This window comes from Vibrio hepatarius (genome assembly GCF_011806575.1).
GTDB classification, from domain to species: Bacteria; Pseudomonadota; Gammaproteobacteria; order Enterobacterales; family Vibrionaceae; genus Vibrio; species Vibrio hepatarius_A.
Window position 1 is genome coordinate 84689 of the sequence record NZ_JAATOO010000008.1, and the last position, 12814, is coordinate 97502.

14 protein-coding genes are annotated in these 12814 nt (G+C 46.7%); 6 read left to right on the forward strand and 8 right to left on the reverse strand.

Translation table 11 applies throughout. The annotated features are described in order from the left end of the window. Positions 1-32: 32 nt before the first annotated feature. Positions 33-440: a GFA family protein gene (locus HCZ42_RS08230; protein WP_368484172.1), complete on the reverse strand. Its 408-nt coding sequence runs from the start codon at positions 438-440 to the stop codon at positions 33-35. Between the two features lie 137 nt (positions 441-577). Here HCZ42_RS08230 and HCZ42_RS08235 point away from each other — a divergent pair, with 137 nt between their 5' ends. The 4 genes from HCZ42_RS08235 to ompW all read left to right on the forward strand — a co-directional run bounded on the left by HCZ42_RS08235 (position 578) and on the right by ompW (position 3922). After that, a complete protein-coding gene (locus HCZ42_RS08235) occupies positions 578-1195 on the forward strand; it encodes a hypothetical protein (RefSeq protein ID WP_167420237.1) in 618 nt (205 codons plus the stop codon). A gap of 86 nt (positions 1196-1281) precedes the next feature. Further along, positions 1282-1581 carry an isoamylase early set domain-containing protein gene (locus tag HCZ42_RS08240; RefSeq protein WP_167420238.1) on the forward strand — a complete coding sequence of 100 codons (300 nt, stop codon included), beginning with the start codon at positions 1282-1284 and terminating at the stop codon, positions 1579-1581. Between the two features lie 196 nt (positions 1582-1777). Beyond that, positions 1778-3031: a peptidoglycan DD-metalloendopeptidase family protein gene (locus HCZ42_RS08245; protein WP_167420340.1), complete on the forward strand. Its 1254-nt coding sequence runs from the start codon at positions 1778-1780 to the stop codon at positions 3029-3031. A gap of 252 nt (positions 3032-3283) precedes the next feature. After that, positions 3284-3922, forward strand: coding sequence for an outer membrane protein OmpW (ompW, locus tag HCZ42_RS08250; protein ID WP_167420239.1), 639 nt, complete (start codon positions 3284-3286; stop codon positions 3920-3922). A 56-nt stretch (positions 3923-3978) separates the two neighbouring features. On the opposite strand, the gene ppsA is transcribed toward ompW, so the two are convergent. Then, complete coding sequence (ppsA, locus tag HCZ42_RS08255; protein ID WP_167420240.1) at positions 3979-6351, reverse strand: phosphoenolpyruvate synthase; 2373 nt, start codon at positions 6349-6351, stop codon at positions 3979-3981. A 179-nt stretch (positions 6352-6530) separates the two neighbouring features. On the opposite strand from ppsA, the gene ppsR reads away from it, so the two are divergent. Beyond that, positions 6531-7364, forward strand: coding sequence for a posphoenolpyruvate synthetase regulatory kinase/phosphorylase PpsR (ppsR, locus tag HCZ42_RS08260; RefSeq protein ID WP_167420241.1), 834 nt, complete (start codon positions 6531-6533; stop codon positions 7362-7364). Positions 7365-7409: 45 nt separating this feature from the next. Here the strand turns inward: ppsR and HCZ42_RS08265 are convergent, their stop codons facing one another. Genes HCZ42_RS08265 through HCZ42_RS08290 form a run of 6 tightly spaced genes read right to left on the reverse strand, consistent with a single transcriptional unit; the run spans position 7410 to position 11930 of the window. Continuing rightward, on the reverse strand, positions 7410-8195 hold the full coding sequence (locus HCZ42_RS08265; RefSeq protein ID WP_368484174.1) for a heme ABC transporter ATP-binding protein: 786 nt from the start codon (positions 8193-8195) through the stop codon (positions 7410-7412). Further along, a complete protein-coding gene (locus HCZ42_RS08270) occupies positions 8192-9229 on the reverse strand; it encodes a FecCD family ABC transporter permease (RefSeq protein WP_167420242.1) in 1038 nt (345 codons plus the stop codon). Before HCZ42_RS08270 ends, HCZ42_RS08265 begins: the two co-directional genes overlap by 4 nt. 8 nt (positions 9230-9237) lie before the next feature. Further along, positions 9238-10077 carry a heme/hemin ABC transporter substrate-binding protein gene (locus tag HCZ42_RS08275; RefSeq protein ID WP_167420243.1) on the reverse strand — a complete coding sequence of 280 codons (840 nt, stop codon included), beginning with the start codon at positions 10075-10077 and terminating at the stop codon, positions 9238-9240. 7 nt (positions 10078-10084) lie between these two features. Further along, positions 10085-10501, reverse strand: coding sequence for an ExbD/TolR family protein (locus tag HCZ42_RS08280; RefSeq protein ID WP_167420244.1), 417 nt, complete (start codon positions 10499-10501; stop codon positions 10085-10087). After that, positions 10498-11184: a MotA/TolQ/ExbB proton channel family protein gene (locus tag HCZ42_RS08285; protein WP_167420245.1), complete on the reverse strand. Its 687-nt coding sequence runs from the start codon at positions 11182-11184 to the stop codon at positions 10498-10500. Before HCZ42_RS08285 ends, HCZ42_RS08280 begins: the two co-directional genes overlap by 4 nt. After that, on the reverse strand, positions 11184-11930 hold the full coding sequence (locus HCZ42_RS08290; protein WP_167420246.1) for an energy transducer TonB: 747 nt from the start codon (positions 11928-11930) through the stop codon (positions 11184-11186). Before HCZ42_RS08290 ends, HCZ42_RS08285 begins: the two co-directional genes overlap by 1 nt. A 380-nt stretch (positions 11931-12310) precedes the next feature. On the opposite strand from HCZ42_RS08290, the gene hutX reads away from it, so the two are divergent. Further along, entirely contained in the window at positions 12311-12814 is a 504-nt protein-coding gene (gene hutX, locus HCZ42_RS08295) for a heme utilization cystosolic carrier protein HutX (RefSeq protein WP_167420247.1), read from the forward strand.

Genomic DNA, 12814 nt, shown 5'->3' on the forward strand with positions numbered 1-12814 from the left:
GTAAATTATGCAAACAGTTTGATCCCAAGCAACTAAAGGTAGTGTTCTATTTGGCAGTCAAACTTGACCCAGCTCTCCATGCGCTCTTCGTAGACAGAAAAAGCTGGTGATGGTAAATCTTGAACGTTGAATACGCCGGCGGGAATGACGAGTACGTCTGGCGCTGCGGTTAAGCGCATCAACATGGTGGTGCTACAACGAGGACAAAAATGATACGTCACTTGATTGCCCGAATCGGCAATACGGGTGTATTCGACCATTTCGCCACTGTAACTGATTTGTGATTTGGCGAAGCGAGCCTGTACTCCGAATACACTGCCAGTTCTCTTCTTGCATTCGAAGCAGTGACAAATTGCAGTACGCTCAGGTTCTCCACGGCATATCAAGCTCACTTGTCCGCAACTGCATTCCGCTACGCGTGTTTTTCTCTTTGTCTTCACCTTGTCTCCTGACATCATTGGCTATCGATACATTCTTGCCCCTATGTCACTATTTTTAGGTCAGAAAGCGAGATTTGGTCAAATGTTGCGGGTGAGTAATGTAACATGACTCACCTAGATTTTTGATGAGACTGAAAATGAAAAAACGCTTACTTCCCATCCCTCTAATCCTACTTATCCCGATTTTACTTCTGATCGTGGTTTCTGCGGCGGGCATTTATCGTTTTAGCCTCAGTGATGATGAAATCTTGGCGAAGTTCCCATCTAGTCAACAAAGTAACGATGCCGTGATTGAGCAAATTTTTGGTCTTTCGACGCCAAACCCGTGGACGATTGAAGTTCCTGAGAGTCATGCCTTCAGCTTTATTGATCAGTATGATGAGCAAACTCAATTGGCTACCGGGAACTATGACGCAGGCTCAGAACGAGGAACCGTGTCTATTTGGTCAAAATGGATGCTTTCAGTGAGCGAGACAGATTATGTTTCTGTAATGAGCGTGTCTAATCAAGGCAGTGGGGTATTTTACTATTTAGCGCGTTTCCACTACGACCAAGGTTTGAAGCGCATGGTTGTGAAAGAGAGCTACCTGCTGGGTGACCGAATTCAAGTTGCATCGTTAAACAAATCAGGCCAAGAAATCGAAGTCCGCTTTAACAAACATGCACAAGGCCAGTCTATGATTGATACGCCTAGCGATGAACAGCTTTTGAGATTTAGTGTATCAAAGGCCGGAATTGTGAACCCTATTGAATAAATATCCAGTTGTAAAACCCGAAAACGTTGCTTATTGTTTGAACTAGTTTGTTTTAAATTATTATTTGCTTGTTGAGGTAGAGAACCATGATCAATAAACGTTATTTCAAAACCAAGGACGAAGTTGAAGTAACTTTTGAGTTACCAGCGACCGAGGTTACAGAATCGGCGGTACTATTTGCTGACTTTTTGGATTGGCAACCAACGGAAATGAAGAAAGTCGCTAAAACGAAGTCTTACAAATTTAAGACTCGTTTACCGAAAGACGCACAGTTTGAGTTTCGATATTTAGTCGATAACGACAAGTGGATTAACGACCCACAGGCAGATCAATATAAGCCGAATGGATTCGGTGGAGACAACTGTCTGGTTACCACATTTCAGTAACAATTGCTGCGAACTTCTCTAAAAAGGCTCCTATGGAGCCTTTTTTGCGGTTTTTTTGAGCCAATTCTTACATTACTCAGGTGACAAAGTTTGAAGAAATTCGTACCCTTAACGCCTTAATTTTGTACTCAAGGGTAAACCGGTGCGAGCGGATACAATAAAAAATCGCCTAAATGAGCTTTCTAAGCGTAAAAAGTTGCTGATTATCAGCCTGCCTATCGTGGCGGCGATGGCACTTTCTTCTGCAAATAATAACGGCTCTCTTACCCGTACGATTGACCTGTCTATTCCCGAATCTGAAATTGTTGCTGACATTCTTCAGACTGAGCACCAAGTGGTAAACGTCCCGGATTACGAATACGTTATCCAGCCGGGCGATAACTTAAGCTCAATTTTTGACCAACTTGGATTTGGTTACAGCGAACTGATGAGCGTGATGGCCACGGATCTCAACTATCTAGCATTAGATACGCTCAAACCTGGCCATAAACTGCGTTTTTGGCGTGGTGAAACGAGTGGTACGCTGAAAAAAATGGAATTGAAGTTCAGCCTTGTTGAAAGTGCGGTCTATACCCGCCTTGATGATGGTAGCTTCGAATTTAAAGATGTAAAGATCCCTGGTGACTGGAAATCGTACGCGTTGATCGGAGAGATCAATGGTAGTTTCTCAACCTCGGCCCATGCGCTGGGTTTAGGAAATAACGAGATCAGCCAAATCGTGACGTTATTAAAAGATAAGGTTAACTTCGGACGAGATCTACGAGCGGGAGATAAGTTTGAAGTCGTGCAGTCTAAGCAATCGGTCAACGGCACTTTAACGGGTAACCGTGAACTGCAAGCGGTGCGCATTGTTAATCGTGGCCGTGAGCTGACCGCTTACCTTCATAGCGACGGACAGTACTACGATAAAAACGGTGACAGCCTACAACGTGCATTCCAACGTCAACCTGTGGTTGGCGGCTATCGACTCAGTTCTCACTTTAATCCGCATCGTAAACATCCAGTGACCGGAAGAGTGTCTCCTCACAACGGTACTGACTGGGCGACGCCAACAGGTACACCGATTGTGTCAACGGGTGATGGTGTCGTGGTGATGACGCGTAAGCACCCTTATGCGGGTAACTATGTGGTGATCCAGCACGGTAGTCGTTATAAAACTCGCTATTTGCATCTAAGCAAAATTTTAGTGCGTAAAGGTCAGAAGATTCTGCGCGGACAACGTATCGGTTTAGCCGGTGCAACAGGTCGAGTGACTGGGCCGCATATTCACTATGAGTTGATTGACCGTGGTCGTCCGGTTAACGCGATGAAAGCCAACATTCCGATGGCGAATTCGGTGCCGAAAAAAGAAATGGCGGCATTTAAGCAGCGCCGTGATGAGCTTGATCAAATGCTCAAACAACAAGAGTTGGAATTGGTCAGACAAAGCTTATCAAGCACGACTGGTTAACTCATTTATGCAATCAAAAAGCTCCTTCGGGAGCTTTTTTTGTATGTGATGTACGCAAAAGTTGCATTACATAAATGTCTATATTGTTTCTTTAATTTGTGATCTTATCGTGAGAAATGTAATCAAAGTAATAACCATATGCTACAAATTGATTTCCATCAAAAATGTAAGGTTATTGTGTGTTACCTTGCTCGCAAAATAAAAATGACTTGATAACTCATTAATAAAAAGCCCTACGTTAAGGAAATCAAAATGAACAAAACATTATGCGGTGTTGCAGTTTTAGCTATTCTAGCCTCAGGAAATGCCCTTGCTCACAAAGAAGGTGATTTCATCGTTCGCGGTGGTCTAGCGGCAGTAGTACCGAATGATAGCAGCGACGACATCCTAGGTACTGATGAAGAGCTAGAAGTAAAATCCGACACTCAGCTTGGCTTAACTCTTGGTTACATGATCACTGATAACATCAGTTTTGAAGTGTTAGCCGCCACTCCTTTTAGCCACGATATTAAAACTGATCTAGGTGGACTTGGCACTATTGCAGACACCAAGCATCTGCCACCAACATTTATGCTTCAATACTACTTTGGGCAGGCGGAAAGCAAACTACGTCCTTACGTAGGTGCGGGTATTAACTACACGTTCTTCTTTGACGAAGATTTTAACTCTAAGTCAGGCTTATCTGATCTAGATCTTGATGATTCATGGGGTCTGGCAGCAAATGCAGGTGTTGACTACATGCTTAATGACAACTGGTTCGTCAACGCGTCTGTTTGGTATATCGATATTGAAACGGAAGCAAAGTACAAAGATAGTTTAGGAAACAAATACAAAACTGACGTTGATATCGACCCATGGGTATTTATGATCGGCGGTGGGTACAAGTTCTAATCTCGTTTAACCCGAGCATAAAAAAGGCGGCTAATTTAGCCGCCTTTTCGTTTCTGTTATTTACCTGACACTTCGCCAAGTTTTAACCAAGTATCGATCACCGTATCGGGGTTAAGCGATACCGAGCTAATGCCTTGTTCCATTAGCCATTCAGCAAGGTCTTCGTGGTCTGAAGGACCTTGGCCACAAATGCCCACGTATTTGCCTGCTTTGGTTGCTGCTTCAATCGCCATCTTCAGCATCGCTTTTACCGCTGGGTTACGCTCATCGAACAAGTGCGCCACGTCGCCAGAGTCACGGTCAAGACCAAGTGTTAGCTGAGTCATGTCGTTTGAACCAATAGAGAAACCGTCGAAGTACTTCAAGAACTCGTCCGCTAGTACCGCGTTAGATGGCAGCTCACACATCATGATGACTTTCAAGCCTTGGTCGCCACGACGTAGGTCGAATTTCGCTAGCAGATCAATCACCGATGCAGCTTCGCTTGGTGTGCGAACAAATGGAATCATGATTTCAACGTTTTTCAGCCCCATCTCATTACGTACGCGTTTGATTGCTTGAGTTTCTAGTTCGAAACAATCTTCAAACACAGGCGAGATGTAACGTGAAGCACCACGGAAACCAAGCATTGGGTTCTCTTCGTGCGGCTCGTAACTGCGGCCGCCAACCAAGTTGCTGTACTCGTTCGACTTAAAGTCAGACATACGCACGATAACGCGTTTTGGCCAGAATGCCGCTGCAATCGTCGCGACGCCTTCGGTTAGCTTGCTGACGTAGAAGTCGATAGGATCTTTGTAACCACGGATACGCTGGGTAATTTCTGCTTTTAGCTCGTCGCTTTGTGCATCGAAGTTTAGCAGTGCTTTCGGGTGAATACCGATCATCTTGTTGATGATGAATTCTAGACGAGCAAGACCCACACCTTCATTTGGAATTTGTGCAAAGTCGAATGCGCGGTCTGGGTTACCGACGTTCATCATCACTTTCGTTGGTAGCAATGGTAGCTCATCGACTGAAGAACGTTTGATTTCGAAGTCCAGTTCACCTTGGTAAACGTAACCTGTTTCGCCTTCAGCACAGGACACCGTGACAGTTTGACCGTCTGTCAGGCTCTCTGTTGCGTGGCCACAACCAACGATAGCTGGAATACCTAGCTCGCGAGCGATGATTGCCGCGTGACAAGTACGTCCGCCACGGTTAGTCACAATCGCAGAGGCTTTCTTCATTACTGGTTCCCAATCTGGGTCAGTCATGTCTGTGACTAGCACGTCGCCGTCTTGAACCAATGACATTTGGTCAAGAGAATCCACCAAACGCACAGGTCCGCTACCGATACGCTGACCGATTGCACGACCTTCGATCAGAACGTCTGCTTTGTTGTTTAGCTCGTATCGCTCAACCACGTTCTGCTCGCTTTGTGAACATACCGTTTCTGGACGAGCTTGTACGATGTAGAGCTTGCCGTCGATACCATCTTTCGCCCACTCAATGTCCATTGGACGCTGGTAGTGCTTCTCGATAATCATCGCTTGTTTTGCTAGCTCTTTGATCTCTTCGTCATTAAGAGAGAACTGGTTGCGCTCTTCATCTGATGTGTCGATGATGTCGACTTGCTTACCAATCTCTTGGTTGGTTGAGTAAATCATCTTGATGAGTTTAGAACCAAAGGTCTTTTTCACGATTGGATGCTGACCTGCTTCCAACATTGGTTTGTGAACGTAGAACTCATCAGGGTTAACTGCGCCTTGCACGACCATTTCACCCAGACCCCAAGACGAAGTGATGAAAACCACTTGGTCGAAGCCAGATTCAGTATCTAAGGTGAACATTACACCAGAAGAGGCTTTGTCTGAACGCACCATGCGTTGGATACCCGCTGAAAGCGAGATGCCACGGTGGTCGAAGCCTTGGTGTACGCGGTAAGAAATAGCGCGGTCATTAAATAGCGATGCGTACACGTGCTTTGTTGCTTCTAGCACGGCATCAATACCTTTCACGTTAAGAAACGTTTCTTGCTGACCTGCAAATGATGCGTCTGGTAAGTCTTCCGCTGTTGCAGATGAACGAACCGCGACAGAAATCTCAGGATTGCCTTCTACCAACTCATCGTAGTTAGAGCGGATGTCTTGCTCAAGATCCGCAGGGAAGGGAGCGTCTAAAACCCATTGACGAATAGTAGCACCTGTCTTACGCAGAGCGTCTACATCTTCAACGTCTAGTTCATCAAGTAGTTGGTGAATTCTCTCATCCAAGCCTTCAAAATCTAGGAACTGGTTGAAAGCGTATGAAGTCGTCGCGAAACCGTTAGGTACCGAAACGCCAGCATTTGAAAGGTTTGAGACCATTTCACCAAGTGAAGCATTTTTACCGCCGACTTTGTCGACATCTTCCATGGATAGGCTATTGAACCAGAGGGTATTGTTTTGCATGTCTAACTCCAGAAACAGTGCAGCTTTGTAGGGACTAAATAGGCAAACGATTACGCAAGTGCTGAAAAAATTTTTTAACAAATTTTCAAAGCTGTGGGGGACGTAATAGTCAACCAAGTTTTTTTATCTATATTATGGTGTCCATCCTACTCAAAAGAATTTGAAAGTTTAAATAAAAAATGCAAATTGATATTCAAAGTCGTGATGTATTCTATGTTTCTGATGGAACGGCCATAACATGTGAGACATTAGGCCATGTTGTTTTGGGTCAATTTTCTTTTAAAGCAAATGAAAAAACCTTTCCGTTTGTCGAAAGTGAAGACAAACTTGCTGACCTTTTAAAAGAAATTGAAATATCATACCGTTTAAATGGCGTCAAACCATTGGTGTTTTTCTCGATTGTGATCCCAGAACTAAGACAATTGCTGCTTAATGCACCAGCGCACTGTTATGACGTGCTAGAAAGCATCGTGCAAAAAGTCGGAAACGACATCCACATGGAGCCCGAACCAAAGCTGCAACGTTCGCGCAGTGTGGGCAAAGATTCAGACACCTATTTCGACCGTATTGCGGCAATCGAGTACACCTTAGCGCACGATGATGGCATTACGCTGAAAGGGCTCGAACAAGCAGACATTATCTTGCTCGGCGTTTCTCGCAGTGGCAAAACGCCAACCAGCTTGTATATGGCGATGCAGTTTGGTTTGCGGGTAGTGAACTATCCGTTTATCGAAGAAGACATCAAACGTCTAAGACTGCTGCCTGAATTCGAAATTCATCGTCATAAGCTGTTTGGTTTGACGATTGACCCTGAGCGTTTGACGGAAATTCGTGAGAACCGTTTAGCCGGCAGTGAGTATGCAAGTACCGAGCAATGTCTTTCAGAGTTGGCGAGTGTGGAAGCGTTGTTTAGACGTGAAGCGATTCCCTACATCAATACCTCTTCATTGTCGGTAGAAGAGATTTCGACGCGGATACTGGAAAAATCCGGATTACGACGCCGACTGCTGTAATTGCATCAATCAATTTGCTTCCCCGAGTCGTTGGGGGAAGCAAACTTATGCGGCGGGATGTACGACAGGAAAGTTCAACGAAGGATGCTGAGAGACGAGGCACTTATAGCCGTAGACTTGTTCGATAATCCCCGCATCGAGCGCGTTCCAAGGTGTGTCGTCGCAGACAATCTTACCGTCATTCAGAATCACCATTCGGTCAGAGTATTGTGCTGCGAGGTTGAGGTCGTGAAGCACCACAATGACCGCAGCGTTGTGCTCAGCGGCCATTTGTCTCGCGATCTTTAGCGTATTGTGCTGGTGGGCAAGGTCTAGAGCCGATGTCGGCTCATCGAGCATCAAGATCTTCTGTTGCTGCGACTGATCGAGCTGCACTAATACCCGCGCTAAGTGCAAACGCTGTTTCTCACCGCCAGAGAGAGAAGGGTAGAGCCGCTCACCTAAATTCGTCACATCAGTCAGCGCCATGTATTTTTGTGCCAATTGTTTGGTCTGTTTGCTGGGTAAATTAAGTGGAATCGCACCGAGCTCCACTACCTCACGCGCCAGAAAAGGAAAGCTGAGCGTACTGTGTTGCGGCAGCATCCCTAAATGCTTGGCGAGTTGTGCTTTTGTCCAGTTTTGTTTCTCCACGCCAAAATAACGAATGTCTTGGCGAGAGGGTATCTCGTCGCATAGCAGCTTCAACAGAGTACTCTTACCTGCGCCGTTTGGTCCCAGCAACGTAGTCACTTCCCCTGCACGAATATCGATATCGATACTATCGAGCACCGTACGTTTGCCAAACTGCATGTGAATGCGTCTGCCAGAAAGAACAATTTCTCTTCTCACAGAATCCTTCCTTTTTGTTTAAACAGCAAGTAGATGAAAAAGGGGGCGCCAATGATCGCGGTGACAATCCCGACAGGCAGTTCTGCTGGGGCAACAGCAACACGAGAATACATATCCGCTAACGTAAGCAATAAAGCTCCCATTAGCGCAGAAATCGGCAGTAAAGATCTATGGTCGGGTCCGGTAAGCATTCGCCCTAAGTGCGGGATCACCAAGCCAATAAAGCCGATCATGCCGCACACGCTGACAGTCATTCCCACGCCAACTGCGGTGAGCAGGATCAATTGTCGCTTGAGCGATTGAACAGGAATGCCCAAATGGCTGGCTTCGGCTTCACCGAGCAACAAAGCGTTGAGTGCCATCGCTTTGCGCATAAACACCAGCATCAAACACACCAAAGTTACGGTGCAGAGTGTAATACTGGACCAGTTCGCTCCAGCAAGTGAACCCATCGACCAAAGCGATAAGTCACGCAGCATTTGGTCGTCGGCGACAAAGTTCATGTAACCAATACCGGCTCCGGAGAGGGCACTGATCGCAACCCCAGCCAACAACATGATGGTGACCGATGTGCCTGACTTACCTGTCCCGAGTTTGTATACCAGCACCGTTGTTAATGCACCGCCCAAAAAAGCAAAAAATGGTACAGCGGCGAGATTCATAAACTGCGGATACTTCGCGCTGACTTCGGCAAACAACACAATAGCAAATGCAGCGCCGAGTGATGCGCCTGCTGACACGCCGATTATGCCTGGTTCTGCGAGTGGGTTGCGAAACAACCCCTGCATGACCGTGCCGCAAATTGCAAGGATTGCCCCGACTAACATGCACAACACGGTACGCGGGAAGCGGATCTCGTTGACCACTAAGTTAATATGCGGCGCGATAGTATCCGAGCGCAGCACAAGGCTTTGGATGCTATCGATAAACCCGATATTCATTGGACCGACAGTCACCGAGCTCAGTGCAGTCAATCCAAGTGCGACACTAAATAGCAGTACGCTGACATAAAGGGGAAGATGGCGTATCAACATAAGAAGAGTTATTTAATCAATTGTCGAATGCGTTGCGCTTCAACCAAACTTTGCAGTCCCAACCCGCCGACAAGTGCGTGCCCATCAATGGTGATGAACTGTTTGTTTTGGCCTGCAGGCGTCGCCGCTAACATTGGCATGCGTTTGAGTATCTCATCGGCGCCGCCTAATTTATCGTAGCTGCGACCGCTGACCAAAATGATGTCCGGTTGCATCTCCACCATAGCTTCAGTCGAGAGCGGTTTATATGAGGTTAGTTTTTCTGCCGCAGGGTTAATCCCGCCTGCCAGTTCGATAATCGCGTTTGGTGTGGTGTCTCTGCCTGCCACGTTAGCGGGTCTTCCCTCGTGGATAAGTAGGAACAGAATCTTTTTCGCGTCGGCTTGAGGTTGTTGGCTTAGCGATTGAAGTTGATTCTTTACCTGAACCTTTAGTGCTGCCGCTTGCGGTTGAGCATCGGTCAGTTCGGCAATTTCGTCAATTCGTTTTAGTAGCCCTGCGGCGGTCGCTTGAGTATTGACAATGTCGACTGAAACACCAGCAGATTTAAGCTGATCGAGCGTGGCATCTGGGCCCATTTCATCAGAACCAATCAGCTGATCCGCACCCAAAGCGAGGAGACCTTCGGCAGAAAGCTGGCGGTGGTAGCCGATCTCTGGCAATTGAAGATCGCTTGGAAGCTGGCTGGTGACATCGACGGCGACCAGTTTATCTTGCTGCTCCAAGGCGATGATCAATTCCGTCACCGCTGCGCCAGCACTGATAATTCGTTCGCCCGCCAATGCATTTGATGCGGCGAATGTCATTGCAAGCGCCGTTAACGTACCGATAAGTCTGTTGTTTTTCATATCACGACTACTCTTTTGATTCTTCAGTGAGAAGTTGGGTCGCTTGAATGCCGTTTTCTTGCAGGAAAGCGAGCAGCTTCACTAGGTGTTGGACGTCCGCCGTTTTTTCTGCACCAATCACAATCGGCTTAGAGTCCGATTTGTGTTGTTCCAGCAACGCGAGAGTAAAGTTGTTCCAATCGAGGTATTCCTTACTATCAATCGCCCAATGAGGTTCGCTCGCGAGGATATTGACGGTGAGCGATTTGGTGTCGACTTCTGAAACCGCTTGCGAATCGGTAGTTGGCAGGTCGACTTCTAGCGAGTCCAGCTTGACCGCGGCGGTCAGCATCAGGAACACCATTACGATAAAGATAATATCCAGCAGCGGCGTTAAGTCTGGGGTGAGGCCAAATTGGATGTCTGGCTGTTTAACCTTAATCATGCTTGCGCCTCAGACGGTGCGGGTTGCTTGGCATTACGCTCTATAGCGACGTGTTGCACGCTGATGCCTTCCAACCACAAGTTGACGTAGTTGAGTGTGTGTTCAAGCTTTGCCATCACTTTGTCAGCCCACAAGCCAAGTAGCTGCGCGCCGGCAATCGCGGGTAGGGCAATCATCAGGCCTGCTGCGGTAGTGCGCATCGCTAAGCCCAGTCCATCGGCAAGATCGTTTGGTGTGATGTTGCCCGTTGAGGCAGCGACACCTTTAAACATTTCAATCAGGCCTAATACTGTTCCCAGCAGGCCGATTAGTGGACTGATCACGCCGATAAGCGTCAGCAATCGTAGGCCAGAATTTAGCTGGTGACGCTTCTCTTGCAGCCACATACCCGCGGCATCTTCACGTAAGGTCTTTGAAAATGAATGATGCGTGAGCAGCATTGCCACGCCTTTGTATAGTAGCGGACGACGTGGTGCGAGTTTGTCTGCGAGTTCTTCGATCTGCTGTGACTCAGTGGGTGATATCTGTTTAAGTTCGGCACGGATCGTACGTTTGCCTACCCCGAGACTGATAACGACTTGAAACAGTCGCTCGACGACGATCATCACAGTGAGCGCTGAGCAAATCATTAGCGGCCATGCCATTAAGCCAAGGTTTTCTTGAATTTGTTGTAAATGTTCCATTATCGATCCAATTTAAAGCGAACGGGTATTTGAACTCGATGCGCCATTTTTACGCCATCGACTGTGTGTGGAGAGAACTTCCACTTTTTAATTGCATCCAGAGCTGATTTATCGAGCATCGTGACGCCAGAAGAAGAAACCAATACTTGCTTTACTTGCTTGCCGTTTTTATCGAGCCAGATTTCATAGGTTGCCACGCCCTCAATACCGCGCTTACGTGCCAGTCTTGGGTACTTAGGCGGTATTGGTCTGCTTAAAAACGACGGTCTTTCCACCATGACAGGTTGTGCGGTTACACCTTGGCTCGATGGTGTTGGTTTAGACTCACTGACCTCTTGGTCTGGCGTCGGTTTTTCTTGTTTTTCGGGCTTATCTTCAACGACTTTTTTCGTTTTTGGTTTGATTTCTGTTGTTTTTGGTTTTTGCTGAACTTCTTTTTTCACCGGTGGTTTCTTTTCTACCGGTTTTTTAACAGGCTTTTCTTTCTTTACTTCAGGCTTTGGCTTCTTCGGCTTTGGTGGTTCTTTTACCGGAGGCGGCTCGGGCGCTTTTTCTGCTGGTTGTTCTGCAGGCGGTGTTACCTCCGCGACCTTAGGTGCCGGCTGTGAAGTAAAGTTGATTGAGACAGAGGTGGTTTGGTTGCCCGCTGGCATAGCAAACACTTTTGGTTCTTGTGCGACGACGAGAAACGCGGCGTGTACTGCCAAGGAGATGCCTCCAGCAACGCTGTATCGCTTAAGATTCACTCTACCCTCACAAATCTATACGGTTGAAAAAGTGGAGTAAGATTATTACTCACAACACAAATAATATCAATTATCAATTGCATTATCATTCACCTCAAATTATGATTTTGTTACTTTCAAGGCAATTTAGTGTGAAGCTAGTAATAACAAGTGTTTCAAGGTTAATGTCATGCTGGATGTTGATAAATATGATGAATCTATTCTGTGTTCAGATTACTCAGATCCGCTGCGCTTTGCTTTTTGAAAAAGAGTGCTTGGTTCTGACGTTGGCAGGCCAATTGTGGGCAGTCCTTTAGCACAAGGTTGCTTACCAGTTTTACTGCATACATATCAATAACCGACAGTGCTAAAAAGTCGCTGTGGCGCAATAAGTGAAGAATATGGAAGTACTAAAGCAACAAGTGGCTCAGTTGATTGAGCAAGAACCGAAATTGCTACCTGCTGCTATTGCAGAGCGTTTGAATATCTCTGAGTTTGAGGCGGTGTCGGCACTGCCGGACGAGATGGTCGCGCTGGTGGATGGCGCTCAGGCACAAATAATTTTGGAGCAGTTGGTAGGGTTTGGCCCTGTGACGACCATCATGCACTCGTTTGGCTCAATCTTTGAAGTGAAGGCTCCCTTTCCAAAAGGCAAACTTGCTCGTGGCTACTACAACCTAATGGGCAAAGAAGGTGAACTCCACGGTCATCTGAAATTAGAAAGCGTGAAAAACATCGCGCTGGTTAGCAAACCGTTTATGGGGAGAGAGAGTCACTACTTCGGATTCTTTAGTGAAGAAGGGCACAACATCTTCAAAATCTACTTAGGGCGTGATGAAAAACGCGAACTTATTGAAGAGCAAGTTACCCAATTTAAACACTGGCAGCGCGAGTACAGCCAATAA

Coding starts and splice junctions, on each gene's coding strand:
- HCZ42_RS08235 (WP_167420237.1), top strand. CDS start 578: ATGAAAAAACGCTTACTTCCCATCCCTCTAATCCTACTTATCCCGATT.
- HCZ42_RS08240 (WP_167420238.1), top strand. CDS start 1,282: ATGATCAATAAACGTTATTTCAAAACCAAGGACGAAGTTGAAGTAACT.
- ompW (WP_167420239.1), top strand. CDS start 3,284: ATGAACAAAACATTATGCGGTGTTGCAGTTTTAGCTATTCTAGCCTCA.
- ppsA (WP_167420240.1), bottom strand. CDS start 6,351: ATGCAAAACAATACCCTCTGGTTCAATAGCCTATCCATGGAAGATGTC.
- ppsR (WP_167420241.1), top strand. CDS start 6,531: ATGCAAATTGATATTCAAAGTCGTGATGTATTCTATGTTTCTGATGGA.
- HCZ42_RS08270 (WP_167420242.1), bottom strand. CDS start 9,229: ATGTTGATACGCCATCTTCCCCTTTATGTCAGCGTACTGCTATTTAGT.
- HCZ42_RS08275 (WP_167420243.1), bottom strand. CDS start 10,077: ATGAAAAACAACAGACTTATCGGTACGTTAACGGCGCTTGCAATGACA.
- HCZ42_RS08280 (WP_167420244.1), bottom strand. CDS start 10,501: ATGATTAAGGTTAAACAGCCAGACATCCAATTTGGCCTCACCCCAGAC.
- HCZ42_RS08285 (WP_167420245.1), bottom strand. CDS start 11,184: ATGGAACATTTACAACAAATTCAAGAAAACCTTGGCTTAATGGCATGG.
- hutX (WP_167420247.1), top strand. CDS start 12,311: ATGGAAGTACTAAAGCAACAAGTGGCTCAGTTGATTGAGCAAGAACCG.